At 63.2% G+C, this 16,141-nt stretch carries 10 protein-coding genes; 6 read left to right on the top strand and 4 right to left on the bottom strand.

What is annotated here, in order from left to right; translation table 11 throughout:
* Window positions 1–277: 277 nt before the first annotated feature.
* Window positions 278–1,438, top strand: coding sequence for a YihY/virulence factor BrkB family protein (locus EKH49_RS14770; protein WP_161567539.1), 1,161 nt, complete (start codon window positions 278–280; stop codon window positions 1,436–1,438).
* Here EKH49_RS14770 and EKH49_RS14765 read toward each other — a convergent pair.
* Complete coding sequence (locus tag EKH49_RS14765; RefSeq protein ID WP_161567538.1) at window positions 1,421–2,140, bottom strand: M50 family metallopeptidase; 720 nt, start codon at window positions 2,138–2,140, stop codon at window positions 1,421–1,423. The genes EKH49_RS14770 and EKH49_RS14765 overlap by 18 nt on opposite strands.
* A gap of 159 nt (window positions 2,141–2,299) precedes the next feature.
* Between EKH49_RS14765 and EKH49_RS14760 the strand changes: the two genes are divergently transcribed.
* The gene (locus EKH49_RS14760) at window positions 2,300–2,620 is read left to right on the top strand and encodes a hypothetical protein (protein WP_128471445.1); all 321 of its coding nucleotides are present in this window, start codon (window positions 2,300–2,302) and stop codon (window positions 2,618–2,620) included.
* A gap of 77 nt (window positions 2,621–2,697) precedes the next feature.
* Window positions 2,698–6,153 carry a TM0106 family RecB-like putative nuclease gene (locus EKH49_RS14755; RefSeq protein WP_128471444.1) on the top strand — a complete coding sequence of 1,152 codons (3,456 nt, stop codon included), beginning with the start codon at window positions 2,698–2,700 and terminating at the stop codon, window positions 6,151–6,153.
* A 21-nt stretch (window positions 6,154–6,174) separates the two neighbouring features.
* Here EKH49_RS14755 and EKH49_RS14750 read toward each other — a convergent pair whose 3' ends face one another.
* Window positions 6,175–7,431, bottom strand: coding sequence for a polysaccharide deacetylase (locus tag EKH49_RS14750; RefSeq protein ID WP_128471443.1), 1,257 nt, complete (start codon window positions 7,429–7,431; stop codon window positions 6,175–6,177).
* Window positions 7,432–7,658: 227 nt separating this feature from the next.
* Here EKH49_RS14750 and EKH49_RS14745 point away from each other — a divergent pair, with 227 nt between their 5' ends.
* From EKH49_RS14745 to EKH49_RS14735, 3 genes are read left to right on the top strand one after another with little or no spacing between them, the layout of a single operon-like run.
* Window positions 7,659–9,119 (top strand): DUF3375 domain-containing protein, encoded by a 1,461-nt coding sequence (locus EKH49_RS14745; RefSeq protein WP_128471442.1) that lies wholly within the window; start codon window positions 7,659–7,661, stop codon window positions 9,117–9,119.
* A complete protein-coding gene (locus EKH49_RS14740) occupies window positions 9,116–9,802 on the top strand; it encodes a DUF4194 domain-containing protein (RefSeq protein ID WP_128471441.1) in 687 nt (228 codons plus the stop codon). Before EKH49_RS14745 ends, EKH49_RS14740 begins: the two co-directional genes overlap by 4 nt.
* A gap of 3 nt (window positions 9,803–9,805) precedes the next feature.
* The gene (locus tag EKH49_RS14735; RefSeq protein WP_128471440.1) at window positions 9,806–13,132 is read left to right on the top strand and encodes an ATP-binding protein; all 3,327 of its coding nucleotides are present in this window, start codon (window positions 9,806–9,808) and stop codon (window positions 13,130–13,132) included.
* Between the two features lie 73 nt (window positions 13,133–13,205).
* Here EKH49_RS14735 and EKH49_RS14730 read toward each other — a convergent pair whose 3' ends face one another.
* Complete coding sequence (locus tag EKH49_RS14730) at window positions 13,206–13,550, bottom strand: DUF6176 family protein (RefSeq protein WP_128471439.1); 345 nt, start codon at window positions 13,548–13,550, stop codon at window positions 13,206–13,208.
* 93 nt (window positions 13,551–13,643) lie between these two features.
* Window positions 13,644–16,139 (bottom strand): ABC transporter permease, encoded by a 2,496-nt coding sequence (locus EKH49_RS14725; protein WP_128471438.1) that lies wholly within the window; start codon window positions 16,137–16,139, stop codon window positions 13,644–13,646.
* Between the last annotated feature and the right edge of the window lie 2 nt (window positions 16,140–16,141).

The following is a 16,141-nucleotide window of genomic DNA, read 5'->3' as shown; positions in this document are numbered from 1 at the left end:
GTTTTCAGCACCCTTCAAGGCTGCTTTTCCGCATCGACGAAGCTGCACAATCTGGATCCGCTACGCAGCATGCACGGCATTCGGAACGAGGCAATTTCTCCCCGGCAGATCCCCTCGGCTCTCAACGCCCTCAAGATCTCAGCGTGCAATAAACACACCACGCAGTTCCAGCAACGTGTCAACTAGATTGCCCTTAGGTAATGTGATTCAAGAAGCCGGAACTGTAGGTTTGATTTCATCAGTCAGACAGGGGAACTCGATGCCACTGGGAAACAGCATGACGAAAGAACGGTTCAAGGAGTCCTTGAGCTGCTATCCCCGTGCCCTGCGGGAATTCTTCCGCAATGACGGGCTGGATATAGCTGCGTCTCTGTCCTACTTCATGGTCCTTGCCATGTTCCCCGGCCTCTTGGCCTTGATCTCGCTGCTGTCCTTGGCCGGTGCCAGCGAAAGCGGCACCAAATGGATCATGGAGCTGCTCGAGCAGAGTCTCGCCCCGAACGGTGAATCGGCAAGCGGCGACTCGCAGCAGCTGCTCGACACCGCCGAACAGCTGCTCGCAGGCTTGGCATCCCAGGCCAGCGGAACATTCTGGGCAATCCTCGTCGGTTCACTCGGCGCCTTGTGGAGTACCTCTGGATATGTCACGGCATTCAGCCGCGCATTGAACCGGCTTTACGGTGCACCGGAAGGCCGCCCGCAGTGGAAGCGCCGCCCGCAAATGTTCCTGATCACCGTGCTGATCATGCTCGTTGCCGTCGTAACCTTGGTACTCCTGCTGACTTCGGGCTCCGTCGCCCGGGCAATCGGCAACATCATCGGCATGGGCGACAGCTTCGTGCTCATGCTTAATATCGCAAAGCCGCCATTGATGCTCATCATGCTGCTGCTGGTTCTGGCCTTGCTCTACTACTTCACCCCCAACGTCAAGCCGACGAAATTCCGCTGGTTCTCGCCCGGCACCCTGACCGCTCTGGTAATCCTGGGGCTCTCGGTCTTCGGCTTCGGCATCTACGTTTCGCAGTTCGCCAGCTACTCCGCCACCTATGGAACCATTGGCGGCGTGATCATCCTGGTCCTTGCTTGCTGGATCAGCAATATCGCTTTGCTCCTCGGGGCCTTGGTGGATATCGAATTCATCCGCCTCCGCCAGCTGCGTACCGGCATGCCGGCCGTTGATGATGTGCTGCTTCCGCTGCGCGATGACACTTTGGTAGCGAAGCAGGAACTGGCCTCGTACAAGGACCTGGTCCAGGCCCAGGAGATCCGGATCAAGCACGGTGGCGACCCGCTGGAGGATATGGAAGCGGATCCGTCAACCAGTCCGAAACGCAAGATGAAGCTGCTGCCCATAGGGCTGGTTGCCGCGGCCGCCTGGACCGCTGGCCGAATGAAAGCCAAACGCGATTTGCGCCGGGACTCAGAACAGTCCCGTTAAGCTCAACAGCGCCCACCAGAGGCCGCCGGATCCCAGAATCGCGATCGCCAATAGCCACAAGGAAGGAAAGGTTCGCGTCGCCGCAGCGATCAAGTACGCATCGGACTGGGCAATATCCTTGGGTCTCCACAAGTGCACCGAAAGAAGCTTCACGAAGTCCTTCAAGCCAGCCAGCAGCAGGAACCCGGCAATCAGCAATGCCAGATACAGGTACGCATCGACCGGCGCAAAGAAGACCACGCCCAATGCCACTGCTGCGCTGATCGTGCACACGACAAAGGCCGGCCAATTGCGGACGAAGACCAGCGCCAGCAGGAACAGCAACGCATAGATTCCCAGCGCCCGCCCGGCATAGCCCGCAGATATCCCCCACAGCATCAATGCTGAAACCCAAATGGGTGCGGGGTACCCGAAGATCCCGGAAATGATGACGGAGAACTTGCCCCGGCCGATGCTGCGCACTTCCCCGGAATGGTCCCAGCCCAAGCGCAAGCCAGCCACATATCTGCCGGTGAACAACGCCGCCACGATATGGCCGAGCTCATGGATCAGCGTGGAGTACAGCCCGGTGATGCGCCATACCGGACGCGGTACCACCAAGATCAGGATCAGGAACGCCAGGATCAGCCACTGCCACTGGTTCAAGGCCACGTCCACCGGCTGCGCGAGCCGGTCCCAAGCCTGGGCAATATCTAGATTCATTCCTGCTCCTTCGTGGCATCCAACATGACTCATTCTTGCAAGCCCGGCCGACTACCGGCTGTCCGGCGAGCGCATTTCCCGGCTTTCTGGGAAACATCACAGGTGGCAGGCATAGTCTGCATAGCGAAACACTTTGCTATATCCCTTTGGAGGAGTCTCATGTCCCGCATCGCTTCAACTGCCTTGGCCACCACCGGTTTGCTGGGCGGCTACGCTACCGGCCGCGCCACGAAGAAGCGTCCGCTGGCCGCGGTAGTGCTCGGTGCCGCCGGCGTTGGCGCGTTCCTGCTGTGGAAGAAGGACGCCGGAACCGGCAAGGCGGTGGCCCTGGCCAGCGCGTACCTCGGCGGCTTCGGTGCGTCCCATCCGCTGGCCAAGAAAATCGGCGCGTGGCCAGCAGTGAACACGGTGACTGCCGGCGTGGCCCTGCTCTCGCTGGTGCTCGGCGGTTCCAAGAAGAAGGCAGAGGAGCTGTCCTAAGCGGGAACAGTGAATCTGTCGGGGTCTGGTGCTACGTTGACTAGGTAAGAATCGAGTCAGCGAAAGGGACAGGCCCCGTGTTCTTCCTGGATGATCAGTTCATCTTCTCAGCGAGCGACCTGTCGGTCTCTGTTGACTGCAATTACCAGTCCCTGTACCTGCTGGATGTGAAGCTCGGCCTGCGTCCCAAGCCGGATATGGCACGGGATGAGATGCTCGAACGCACGGCGGTGCTTGGCGACGCCCATGAGCAGAACGTCCTCAAGGAGTTGATCGCGACCTACGGCGACTACGACCCTCAGACGGGGACCGGCGTCAAGCAGTTCGCCGACCGTCCGCAGATGACCCCGGCCGGCCTGCGGGCAGCCCACGAAGCGACCATGGATGTGCTTCGCAACGGTGCCGATGTCATTTTCCAGGCCACCTTCTTCGACGGGGCTTTCCTTGGTTTTGCCGACTTCTTGGTGCGCCAGCCGGATGGCACCTGGGCCGTCTGGGATACCAAGCTCGCCCGCCATGCCAGGGTCAGCGCGCTGCTGCAGATCGCGGCCTACGCCGACCAGATGCTGGCAGAGGACATCCCTGTATCCACCTCGGCAACACTGGTGCTCGGAGACGGGACCCACTCGGTGCACCGGGTTGACGAGGTGCTGCCGGTCTTCCGGGCCCAACGCGAACGCTTCCTGGCCATGGTGCGGAAGCACCGTGCGAAGAACCAGCCGGTCGAGTGGAATTCCGACGAGCTGCGCCTGTGCGGCCGGTGCGACTACTGCGAAGAGCAGGCCCAGGCATCACGCGACCTGCTGCTGGTTGCCGGGATGTCCATGGTGCAGCGCGAAAAGCTGCGCGCCCGCGGCATTACGACCATCGACCAGCTCGCCGGGCTGGAGGCTGAACCGGGCACCGCGCTGCAGCGCGTCACCGACCAGGCCAAGATGCAGCTGGGCCTGGCCACCGCGGATGGCAGCGCCCACGGCGTGTCCTACCGGGTGAAGAACGCCGGCCCGATCTCTTCCCTGCCGCGCCCCGACCAGGGCGATATCTTCTTCGATTTCGAGGGCGACCCGCTCTACCAGGACCCGTCCGATGGTTCCTGGGGGTTGGAATACCTCTTCGGCGTTGTCGAATGCGACACCGGTGCGCCTGTATTCAAGCCGTTCTGGGCGCATAACCGCGCCGAGGAACGCCAAGCGTTCCTGGACTTCATCGCCTATGTCGAGGAGCGCCGCCAGCGCTACCCGCAGATGAAGGTCTACCACTACGCGCCCTATGAGAAGACTGCGCTGCGCAAGCTCTCCCAGGTGCACATCGCCGGCGAAGACGAAGTCGACCAGTGGCTGCGCGAGAATCTGCTCGTGGACCTCTACGAGACCGTGCGCAATGCCCTGGTGGTGTCCACCCGCTCCTATTCCATCAAGAAGCTTGAACCGCTCTACATGGGAGAGCACCTGCGCTCCGGCGATGTCACCGATGCCGGTGCGTCGGTGGTCGCCTACGCCCAGTACATGCTGGCGCGGGACACGGAGAACGAGGATGCAGCTGCGTCCATCCTGGCCTCCATTGCCGACTACAACGAGTACGACTGCCTGTCCACGCTGCGCCTGCGGGACTGGCTGCTCACGCTGATCGACGAGGCGCCCGGCACGCTTCAGGACACGCCCGAGCCTCCCGCAGCCGGCGTCGAATACGAGCCCACCCCCGAGGAGCTGAGGCTGCAGGACTACCTGGCGCAGCTGCCCCACGGGCAGGCGCTGAGCGATGATGACCGCGCGATCGCCATGGTCGCCGCCGCGACCGGGTACAACCGCCGTGAGAAGAAGCAGTTCTGGTGGGAGCACTTCGACCGCTTGTCCGCGCCGATGGATGACTGGAGCGATGTCCGAGGGGTATTCATCGTGAACTCGGGAGAAGTGCTCGAGGACTGGCATAAGGCCACCGAGCGGGCGCGCACCTACACTCGCGTGGTGAAATTGCAGGGAACGCTGGCCGAAGGCTCGCTGCTCTCCCCCGGCTCCTCGGTGTTCGCCATGTTCGAGGCCCCGTTGCCCGAGGGCATGGCCGTGGACGACTCCGTGCGCGGCGGAGCATTCAACGCCACGGTAGTCGAGCTCGGAGAAGGCTGGATCACCATTGCGGAGAAATCCAGCGGCAAGATTCCTGCCTACGGTGCGCTTCCCTGCGCTCTGGCTCCCGACAAGCCGTTGGCGACCGTGAGCATCGATGCGGCGCTCACCGAGATCGCCCAGCAAGTTGGCGCCACCGTGCCGGTGCTCCCGCAACGGCCGGGCATCGACATCCTGCGGCGCATTCCGCCACGCCTGAAGACCCTGTCGGCGCCGGTTGAACCGGAACTGGTCAACGGACAGGCCCAGGTCTATCCAGCCGTGGTCAAGACGCTGAAGGACCTGGACAATTCCTATCTTGCGGTGCAGGGGCCTCCTGGCACCGGCAAGACCTTTGTCGCTTCGCATGTGATCCGCGAGCTCATCGACTACGGATGGAAGATCGGGGTGGTGGCCCAGTCCCATGCGGTGGTCGAGAACGTGCTGCGCAAGGCCGTGGAAGCCGGGGTGGACCCCGAAGTCGTAGCCAAGGAAGTCAAGCACGAAGACCCTGTCCCGTGGGCCGGCACGTCCAAGGATTCTGTGGTTGAGGTGCTGGATGCTCCCGGCGGCGCGCTCATTGGAGGCACCGCCTGGACACTAACCGGTTCGAAGGTCCCGGCCGAGAGCCTGGACTTGCTGGTGATCGATGAGGCCGGGCAGTTCTCCTTGGCCAATACGCTGGCGGTCTCCCGCGCGGCGAAGAATTTGCTGCTGCTCGGCGATCCGCAGCAGCTGCCGCAGGTCACCCAGGGCACCCATCCGCAGCCGGTGGATGAATCGGCGCTGGGCTGGCTCTCCGGTGGCGAACCGGTGCTGCCCGCCGAGTTGGGCTACTTCCTTGCGGCCTCATGGCGGATGCACCCGGCCTTGTGCGCCAAGGTGTCGGCGTTGAGCTACGACCACCAGCTGTTCTCGGCGGACGCCGCCGGGCTGCGGGTGCTCGAAGGCACCGAAGCCGGGGTCGAAACGGTCTTCGTTGAGCATCGGGGCAATACCGTGAGCAGCATGGAGGAAGCGGAGGCCATCATCCGCCTGGTGCGCGAGCATCTGGGCATGCTGTGGAGCCCGGGTGCCGGCAAGCCGGCCCGTCCGCTGGCCGCCGCCGATATCCTGGTGGTGGCCGCCTACAACGCGCAGGTGAATCTGGTGCGCGAGGTGCTGGAAGCCGAGGGCCTGTCGGCGGTCAGGGTGGGAACGGTGGACAAGTTCCAAGGCCAGGAAGCCCCGGTGGTGCTGGTGACCATGGCGTGTTCCAGCGCCGCCGATGCATCGCGTGGCATCGAGTTCCTGCTCAACCGCAATCGCATCAATGTGGCGATTTCCCGCGGCCAGTGGAAGGCGGTCATCGTGCGCAGCGAACGGCTCACCGATTACCTGCCGTCCAACCCGTCGACGCTCTCCCAGCTCGGTGCGTTCATGGCCTTGTAGCCTGGGTACGGATTGGTCCGGTCACTTGCGGGCCGGATCGATCACGTCCTGAACATCGAAGAAGCTTTCCAGAACTGGACGGTCGCCACGTTTTTCCTTGGCGAACTGCAACCCGTCCACGTTGATGCGCATCTGCCGCTGGTATTCATCTCCTTGCTGCATCCATGCGCGGATGGTTCCGTCAACGCCGTAGAAGTAGTCGAATCCCTGGTCCTTGAAGAACTCGTAGCGGGCCCCGGAGTAGCGTTGGGTCCGGGCAATATCCGATCCGAATGGATAGATGAAGTGACCGGTCTTCCCCACGATCGGTTCCACCTCGTCCTTCCACAGCTTCATGTCGCGCTTGAGCCGGCCCATGCTGTCGGTCCCGGTGGCAATGTGCCCCCATGAATGCGAGGCGAACACCCAACCGCTGTCCTTCATCGCCTCGGCGATCTTCGTGGCCATCTTCTGGTCGGCTTCCAGCGTCTTGCTTTCGGGGTACTGGCTGGCCGAGGTGCGGTAGCCAAACGCCCCGTTGTAACCGGTCATCGCGACCAGGCCGCGGGCGTCACGATAGCTGAAATCGGGATGCTCCGCGATGAAGTCATCGACCATCGTGGTGACGTCGTATGCGCCAACGTGCGTTTCCCCGTCCGCATCCACATATTCGTTGCGGACCTTGCCGTCCTCATCCAGCACCAGCTTGCTGGCGAAGCCATCACCTTCCATGTATTCGTAATAGCTCAGGTCATCGATGGACAGCACCAACGGCTGCTTGCCCTTGGGCAGCATGATGTCCCGGTACTTCATCTGCCCCTGCTTATCGGGCGAAGCAAAGTCTTCTGGGTTGACCAGCACATAGTCGCGCTCATGCAGCTCGCTGAGAATGGCCGCGAATTCTTTCTGGGTCACCATGTAGTTGGCGTAGCCCTGCGAACTGTTTCCGTTGTCAAAGGCCCTGTCCGGATCGACAATCAGCGAGTGGAAGAACAGGTGGGGTATCTGGTCTGGCTCATCCCACGCCGAAACTTGGCTCTTCTCATCTTCCAGGCCGCCAACCATCTGGTTCAGCTCTTCGGCGCTGTCCTTCTTGGCGAGCTTGATCGCCGCGTCATAGTCGTATCCGTCAGCCAGCCGGTTGATCTCGGCCTTGACGCCGTCCACGCGTGCCTTTTCCTGCTCGGCCTTTTCAATGGCAGCGGGATCCGTGGATGGTGCTGATGGCGGTTGCGCCGTGCTGCACGAGGCGAGGCCCAGCACCAGCCCGAGCGAAATCACAATGCGTAGGTTTTTCATTGGCTGCGACCTCCATGACTTCCACCGCACCTGCAGGGCCGGAAGAAAACTAGTTGTCATCTGCTAATTTCGACCCTACACAGGTAGTGCTGGGGGCAAAACCCTTTGGCGATGAAATGTCGAAGATGAGCGGTGCCTATCATCCAGCTTTTAGGGAGCTCACATTTTGGAAGGAGTCCAATGATTTAGAATTGATTGGTTAGGCATTTCAAAGATCAAGGAAGTACATGCAGCCCTCGCACCGCGCGAATAGTTTGTGGCTTCAGTCCCAGCAGTTCAAAAGCTCGGCAGCGTATCGGCTTCTGACCGCCCAGCCGTGGGCTGTGGCGTTCATCCGTGCAGAGTTCACCGCAGATCGTTCCCGTATCGCATTGGAGCTTTTCCACGCCTCGCTGGATTCCTTCCTGAAGCAGGCTCGCAAAAGCGATGACCAGATCCCTGCGTCCTATTCGGCCCAGGATTTCGCCGAGACCTGGGTCAAGCAGGGAATCCTGGCCCGTCCGCTGATTGACGGGCGTTTCGTCTATGAACCCAGTGCCCAGACCTTGCGCACCCTGCGCTTCTTGGCGGATTTCTCCACCGACGATTCGCATTTGAACTCCTCGCGCCTGAACACTCTGCTCTCTTCCCTGGAGTCGCTGGCCCACGAGACGGATCCGGATCCCGAAGCGCGTATCCGCGCCCTCGAATCCCAGATCGCGTTGCGCCAAGCCCAAATCGACCAGTTGCGCAGCGGGGATGACCCGGCGGTGCTCTCCCGCACGACCGCGTTGTCGGCCACCCGTTCAGTGCTCGATCTGGCATCCAGCCTGCCAGCGGATTTCCGGCGCATGCGCGATGGCGTCCAGGACATGCTCCACTCGCTGCGCGAAGGCATTCTGGATGCGTCCACTGCCAAGGGCGTCGCCGTGGGCCAGGTGCTGGAAGCCGATCGCCAATTGCGTTCCACCGCCGAAGGCGAAACCTTCAGCGGATTCACCGAGTTTTTGAATTCCCCCGAAGCGCAGCAGCGGTTCCGCGCGGCACTAGCCGAGGTCCTGGAACGCGACTTCGTCGATGATCTGGAAACCCCCGAACGCCAGATCCTCACCAACCTGTTGCGTGAACTGCGCCGCCAGGCGGCTGAAGTCCATGCCTCCTACGGCAAGCTTTCCGAGTCCCTGCACGCCTTCGTCCAGTCCGAGGACTACAAGCAGGCCGAGCTGCTGCGCCAGGCAGTGCGCGAAGCCGAACTGGCGATCAGCAAGTCAACGAGTTTGAAGCCGCGCAGCGGCCTGGCCCCCATGGAGCTGTTCGCCCCTCAGTTCGTCACCCTTGCCGGGCTTGGAATCTACGACCCCTCCGAGCATGTGGCTCCGCCGCCGCTGGCCCAGGCGCCGGAATTCAGCGAAGCCGACATTGTGCGCAACCCGTCGACACCCCAGGCCGACATGCAGCTGCTGCGTGAATCCATCACCCGGCAGCTGGGCCAATCAGGTTCCGGTTCGGTTCGGCTCGATGACGTCTTTGAATCCCTTCAGGCCGAGCAGCGGCACCTGAATACGATTCGCGCCCTGGTGGAAATCGGGCGCACCAATGGCGAGCCGCTGAACGAGAGCGACCTGCTCAGCATTGAATTCCAGCAACTCGATGGTTCTCAGCGAACCGCTATCCTGCCCGCGTTGAGCTTTACGAAGGAGCCGCTATGACCACGAGCGATTCATACGCCGCACCGATCACCGACCCGCTGTTCGACGGCGATACCGGGAAGTTCCCGCTGCCGCTGCGCCAGCTGCTGGTCCGGTTGCTGCGCGGCCCCTACCTGGATGGTTCCACCGATCCTTCGGCGTGGCAGCTGCTGCTGGACCAGCAGCAGAGCATCTGCGATTATTTCTCCGAGATTTTCCTGGCCTTGCGGCTGGATATGGATCGCAAGATCGCCATGCTGGCCCCGGTCCAGATCGAACAGGTCCACACCTCCCCGATCGCTCCGCGCCGTCCGCTGAAGCGCGATGAAACCCTGCTGGCCCTGCGCCTGCGGCTGCTGCTGGAGCAGCATTCGGGCAGCGGCAGCGATGCGGTGATTTCGCGGGCAGGCATGCACGAGATCCTGGCCGAGCACCGCCAGGCCTCGGACCGTGACGACAAGCGCTTTGCCGAATCCTGCGATGCAGCTATCACCCGCCTTCAGTCCTTGCGCCTGCTCACCGGCACCGAGCTGGAGAACGAGTTCCGCATCTCCCCGGCGCTGGCGATGGCCTTGCCGATCACCAATATCCAGGACATCCCGCGCTACATTGCCGCCATCGACGCCAATGACCCGGCGTTCAGCCTGGACGCAGATGACACTGATGACCTCGCAGAGCAGACCCCCGAGTTGGTGCAGGAGTAACCGATGAGCATTGAAATGACTCTCCCGCTGGGCGGGGCACTCAACCCGGGCCAGCATCGCCTGAGCCGAGTACAGATCGTCAACTGGGGCACCTTCCACGGCCTGCACGACCTGGCCGTGGACCGTGCGGGCACGCTGGTCACCGGCCATCCGGGCGTGGGCAAATCCACCCTGTTCGATGCGATGGGCCACGTCTTCTTCGCCACGCCCCGGCTGAACGAGTCGGCCAATGATGCGGCCACCCGCGAGGACCGCCGCACCACGTTCTCCTATATGCGCGGGCGCAAGTTCAAGACCAGCGCCGGGACCGTCTACCAGCGTCCCGGGGCGACGTGGAGCGCCATTGTGCTCAGCTACGACGACGGCATGGGCAACACCGTGACCGCCGGCGCCGTCTTCGACCTGCCCGACGCCGGTCTGGAAGGCCAGGTCTCCAAGCACTACCTGTTGTGCGAGGGCAAGGTCGATATCGCGGAGCTGGAAAACCACGGACCGCGCCGCTTCACTGTGTCCTCGCTGTCCAAGGCTCTGGCACCCAGCGAAGCCTTCGATACGCACAAGGCGTTCATCGAGCGCCTGCGCCGCCGGCTCGGAGTGGAAAGCGACAAGGCTTTCGCTCTGCTGCGCACCTTGCAGAACGGCAAGGGCCTGGCCAAGGGCGTCAACCAGTTCTTCCGCCATGAGGTGCTGGAAGAACCAGCCACGCTGAAGGCCGCCGCCGCGGCGGTGGAGGACTTCGCCCACCTGCGCGGCATCTACCGCCAGCTGGATACCGCCCGCGCCCAGCGCGACGTGCTGGCGCAGGTGCCCGAGCAGGACCAGGCCTACCGCGACTTGGCCGGGCAGATTGCCAGCACCCGGCAATTGCTCGAAAGCGACGTGAACACCCTGGAAGCCCAGGTCCGCCAACTGGTGCTGCGCAATGACCTGGCCTCCCATGAATCCGAGCTGTCCAAGCTCAAGGCCGACGAGGCCGAGCTTCGCCAGCGCAAGGATCAGCTCGATGACCAGCTGGCGTCACTGGAAGCCGCCCACGATTCCGCCGGCTCCGCTTCCCTGATGCTGCTGGAGCGCGAAGCCGATGTGGCCCGCAAGGCGCTGAGCGAGAAGGAAAGCCTCATCCGCACCCTGCAGCAGCAGGCGGCGGATGCCGGATTGTCCTTCGAGTTCTCCGCCACCGGCTTGGATGAGCTGCGGGCCAATGCCGCACGCACCCTGCAGCAGCTCAGCTCGATTACCCATGATGCCCAGACTGTCGAGTACGAGGCCATGGCAACCCTGGTCAACCTGCGCAAGCGCGCAGAAACCCTGGCCGAGCAGATCCGCTCCTACCAGCGCCGGGCCAGCAACATCGACGACCGGTCGATCGCCGCCCGCCGTGCCATCGCCTCGGCCTGCTCGCTCAAGGAAGAACAGCTGCCCTTCGCCGGAGAGCTCATGGATGTCTCGGCCGATGCCGGCAGCTGGCGCTTGGCCGCTGAAAAGTCCCTGCATTCGCTGGCCCGCACCCTGCTGGTTCCGGGCGAGCTGCTCGCCCAGGTCACCCACGCCATCGACCGGCTCGACGGGCTGGGCCGGGTACGCTGGAGCGACATCTCGCAGCAGCCGCGCACCGCGCAGGCCGGCCCGGCAGACCTGGTCACCAAGCTGGACTTCGCGCCGGGCGACGCCGGGGCCTGGCTGAAAGCCAAGATCACCGCCGACTATCCATTGGCCTGCGTCGAGAACGATGCTGCCATGCATGTGCACCCCAAGGCGATCACCCCGGCCGGCACGATCAAGTCCGGCACCGGAACCTTTGAGCGCGATACCCGCACTTTGCCGGCGTCCGAGTACCTGCTGGGCTTCACCAACGAGTCGAAGATCGCCGAGCTGCAGTCCAAGGCGGCGCGGCTGGACGAGAAGATCATCAAGGCCCAGCAGGCTGCCGACGAGCGCAGCGCGGCGAAGAACAAGGTCGTGGCCAAGGCCCAGCTGCTGCAGGCGCTGATTGCCGACGAGCGGACTTTCGGCCAGCTCGATGCCTCCGAAGCGCTGGAGGCATTGCGCCGCAGCGAGCAGAAGCTCGGCGACGCACTGGCGCTGTCCGGGGACTCCTCCCGGGTCCGCCAGCAGATTGAAACGGCGAAGGCCGAAGCCGAAACGCTGGTCGGCGACCTCGCGCTGGTCCGCTCGCGCATTGCAGATCTTGAGCTGCAGGTGCAGCGCGCGCAGCAGATCCTCTCCGCCAGCGAAGAGCTGGATTCCGGATGGGAAGACAGCATTCCCCCGGCCTTGCGCCAGCATCAGCTGCTGGGCCCGGTACTGCAGCAGGTTGCCGCCGGCGACTGCCCTGCCAGCGAGGACATCAGCGAAGCCTTTGCCGAGGTCAAGCTCCAGTTGGGCAGCCAAGTCAATTCTCTGCAGTCGCGGCGCCACGAAATCGGTGGCGCATTGAGCGAAACCTTCCGTCGTTTCGCCCGCGAGTTCGGCACCTCCCACGCGCAAACCCACGGCACCACCGCTGAAGCCGCAGAGCACTACGCGCAGCTGCACGACCAGATTGTGGCCGATGGCCTGCCTCACCATGAGGCGCAGTTCCGCGAATACTTCGCGAACCGTTCCTACGAACGCTTCAGCGACCTGTTGCAGCTGCTGGATGAAGAGCGCCGGATGATCTCCGAGCGCATCAAGCCGCTGAACCAGATCCTCTCCGAGGTGGCCTTCGAGCATGGCTCGGTGCTCCGCCTGGAAGTGGCCAATGCGATTCCGGTGGAGGCCGGAACCTTCCGCAAGGAATTGAAGGACGCGTTGCAGGAGGCCTACACCACCAAGGACGAAAGCACCCTGGCCAGCTCGTACCAGGCGCTGGAGGCACTGGTCACCGCGCTCAGCGACCCAGCCATGACCGCCTGGCGCTCCACCGTGCTCGATGTCCGCCAGCATGTGATGATCAGCTGCAACGAGCACAAGCCCAATGGAGAGGTCGAGACCGGCCTGGAACCGGGCACGCTCTCCGGCGGCGAAGGCCAGCGCTTCACCTCCTTCATCATGGGTGCCGCATTGGCCTACCAGCTGGGCTTCGCCTCGGCCGGGTTCACCTCATATGGCACGGTGATGATTGACGAGGCCTTCATCCAGGCCAACTCCGAATATGCGGCGGCAGGCATACGCGCGTTGCAGGAGTTCGGCTTCCATCTGGTGCTCGCGGCCCCTGAAGACAAGATCGATTTGAGCCGCCATCTGGGATCCATCACGGACATCATCAAGCATCCGGGATCCAACATTTCGGGCTTCGTGACTACCGGCCGTTCCCCGGCCATGGCCACCACGATTACCCTGCGCAGCTAGCCATCACGGCAAAAAGCACTCGGTCCAGAACTCGCCGTGCGGGTTCTGGACCGAGTGCTTTTTACTATGGACGCTAGTGCATGCTGCGCTGCACGCGTTCAGGAATCATGAGCACCCGTGGGGTCAGCTCTTGGGGTGCGAAGCCAGGATCGATGCATTCCTTCCAATACTCCAGATGCACCTTGTCGACTTCATGGGCAGAATCCTGCACCTCGATGCCGCCCTCGCCTTGGATGCTGTACCAGTACAGGTAGTCGACGCCATCCAGGGTCTCGCTGAAGATCGTTTCCACATACATCTTCTCGCCCTCAAGGGTGTCCAGCACCGCGGGCATATGGCTGTTCAGGAATTCCAGCCATTCATTGACCTGCGCAGTTTTGCCTGGCAGGACGCGGAATCTGGTGAGTTCAACGTTCATGCTGACAGCCTACCGGCCTGAGCCGGAGCCCAAAAAAGCGGTGGCCCTGGATGCTAGCGCTTCCAGGGCCACCGCAGCTTGGCTGGTTGCCGGCTACTCGGTAGCCAGGCCTTCAACCGGCGACAGCTTTGCTGCCCGGCGGCCCGGAGTCACCGAGGCCAACAGGGCTGCCACAATGCTGATCAGCAGGACCACCGCCAGCTGCCACCATGGGATCTCGTAGGTCATCGCACCCATGGAGGAGAGCGCCGAGCGGGCTCCGAGCAGGCCGTAGGCAACGCCCAGCACCAGGCCGAGCAAGGCCGCGACACCGCCGATGAGCACCGCTTCGGTGGCCAGCATGCTGCGCAGCTGCTTCTTCTTCAGGCCCAGGGCCCGCAGCAGGGAATTCTCCCTGGTGCGCTCCAGCACCGAGAGGCTGAGCGTATTGGCGACGCCAATCAGCGCGATCAGCACCGCTACCGCCAGCAGCGCCGAGACGATTGCCAGCAGGACGTCGATGACTTGCGAGAACATGGACTTCATGACCACGCCGCCAGAAATCATCGATGAGTCCACACCGGTGATATCCGCAATTTCGCTGACCAGGTCATTGATCTTCGAGCTGGCCAACTGCTCATCGGTCTTCACCAGGATCCCGGAGAAGGCTTGCGATTCATCGATTCCGAGCTTGCTGAAGGTCTGCTTGCTCACGATGTTCCCATCCACCGTGGCAGTTGAGGACTTGATTTGAAGCGTCTGTCCGCCGATGCTCAGCGAGGTGTCCTCGGTGGGCCACTGCGTGAATACGATCTGCCCATCTTTTGGAACGATGCCCTCGGACAGCGCCACGTCGGCAAATGGCTGCGGGTCAACGGCCATCAGCTGCACCTCGTAGGTTTCTTCCGTGCTGAATTCCGCGGTCGCCGAGCCGAAGTCGTACGTGGCGGTGGCGTCGACGCCTTCCAGTTCCCCGATCTGCTCGGCGAAGTCCTGGGCCTCGGCTTCCTGCAGGCCGGTGCCCGGCAACGCGACCATCACATCCACCGGGAATTCCCCGGCGATGGAGTTGTTCAAGCTGGCCTTGGCGGTCTGCCCGCCAACCATGATCATCGACACCAGGGTGACGCCGATCAGCAGCGCCGTAGCAGTGGCCGTGGTGCGCCCGGGGTTGCGCACGGCGTTCAGCGCGGCCAGCTTGCCGGCCGTCGAGTTGCCTGTGACGGCCTTGCCGATCCCTGCCACGCTGGAGGGGACGAAGAGCGAGGCGAGCATCAGGATGCCCGGGAAGGACACCAGTCCGCCGAGGAAGGCGATGATCAGGTCCCCTTCAAGCGCGCCGTAGGCCAGTCCCGCGGCTCCGGCCAGTGCCAGCAGGGCGCCGATGACGATGCGCACCTTGCCGGCCCGGTTCTTCACGCTGGCCGCATCGAAGGGGCGCAGCGCTGCCAGCGGCGCCAGCCGCATGGCACGGCGTGCCGGCAGGCTGGCGGAGATCACCGTCATCAGGATGCCGACGATGATCGGGATGATGATCCCGGCGGGGTTCAGCGCCAAGGTGGCATAGGACATCGACGGCACCAGTGCATGCAGCACCTCGATCAGCCCCGCCATCAGGGCGATGGCCAGCAGGACGCCGATCACCGAGGCGGCGATGCCGATAAGCAGGGCCTCGACGAGGACCGAGCTGCGGATCTGCTTGCGCTTGGCGCCCAGGATGCGCAGCAACGCCAGTTCGCGGGTGCGCTGGGCGATCACCACGGAGAAGGTGTTGACCACGACGAGCCCGGTGACCACCAGGGCGATCAGCGCGAAGACCACGAGCACGACGGTGAGCTGGTCGGTGCCTCCGGTCATCTGCGCGACATCGTGGACGACCTTCTCGTCCGCGGTGAGCACGACGATGTCCTTCATCTGCTGGCTGGCGAAGTGCTCCTGCAGCTCGGTTTCCAGCGCGGGCAGCGGACCCTGGGAGTTGATCACGATTTCCCCGAAGTCCTCCTGCCCATCGGCGAACTGGATCCAGGACTTCTCGCTGAGCCCGCCCAGGGCGGTGGCAGCCACCTGCGGGTTGGTGCTGGAGCGCTGGATGCCGACAATCTTCATGTTCTCGGTCTTGCCCTGCTCATTGCCCAGCGCCACGACATCGCCGATGGAGATGCCCATGTCCTCGGCGTGGGCCTCATCGACGATCATCTCGTTGCCGCTCAGCGGCGGGCGCCCTTCGAGCAGTTCCAGGCCGCCGAGCCGCTGGTTGGGATCCACCGGCTGCAGGGCCACGGTGTAGCCGTTGTCCGAGGTGTGCATCTGCCCGTAGACGTAGCCCACGCCGTAGGCAGTGGAGACCCCGGGCAGGTCGCGGATCGCTGCGATGTCCTTCATGTCCAGCCGGGTCGGTTCATCGGCATCGCCCAGCAAATCCCAGTCCGGGTAGGCGACCAGGTCCGCATTCTTGTACGCATCGCCCAGGGAGTTGCGCAAGGTGGCCTGGGTGGAGGAATTCACCGCAAGGGTTGCGGCGAGGAAGGCGGTGCCGATGGCCACCGCCAGGATGACGGCGATATACCGCCGCGCATAGGTCTTGATATTCGAAAGCGCTACGTGCAGCATTG

It is taken from the genome of Glutamicibacter sp. HZAU (assembly GCF_004100365.1).
GTDB classification, from domain to species: Bacteria; Actinomycetota; Actinomycetes; order Actinomycetales; family Micrococcaceae; genus Glutamicibacter; species Glutamicibacter nicotianae.
This window is presented reverse-complemented; position numbering and strand designations above follow the sequence as displayed.

Coding starts and splice junctions, on each gene's coding strand:
- EKH49_RS14745 (WP_128471442.1), top strand. CDS start 7,659: ATGCAGCCCTCGCACCGCGCGAATAGTTTGTGGCTTCAGTCCCAGCAG.
- EKH49_RS14730 (WP_128471439.1), bottom strand. CDS start 13,550: ATGAACGTTGAACTCACCAGATTCCGCGTCCTGCCAGGCAAAACTGCG.
- EKH49_RS14740 (WP_128471441.1), top strand. CDS start 9,116: ATGACCACGAGCGATTCATACGCCGCACCGATCACCGACCCGCTGTTC.
- EKH49_RS14770 (WP_161567539.1), top strand. CDS start 278: ATGACGAAAGAACGGTTCAAGGAGTCCTTGAGCTGCTATCCCCGTGCC.
- EKH49_RS14725 (WP_128471438.1), bottom strand. CDS start 16,139: ATGCTGCACGTAGCGCTTTCGAATATCAAGACCTATGCGCGGCGGTAT.
- EKH49_RS14735 (WP_128471440.1), top strand. CDS start 9,806: ATGAGCATTGAAATGACTCTCCCGCTGGGCGGGGCACTCAACCCGGGC.
- EKH49_RS14750 (WP_128471443.1), bottom strand. CDS start 7,431: ATGAAAAACCTACGCATTGTGATTTCGCTCGGGCTGGTGCTGGGCCTC.
- EKH49_RS14760 (WP_128471445.1), top strand. CDS start 2,300: ATGTCCCGCATCGCTTCAACTGCCTTGGCCACCACCGGTTTGCTGGGC.
- EKH49_RS14765 (WP_161567538.1), bottom strand. CDS start 2,140: ATGAATCTAGATATTGCCCAGGCTTGGGACCGGCTCGCGCAGCCGGTG.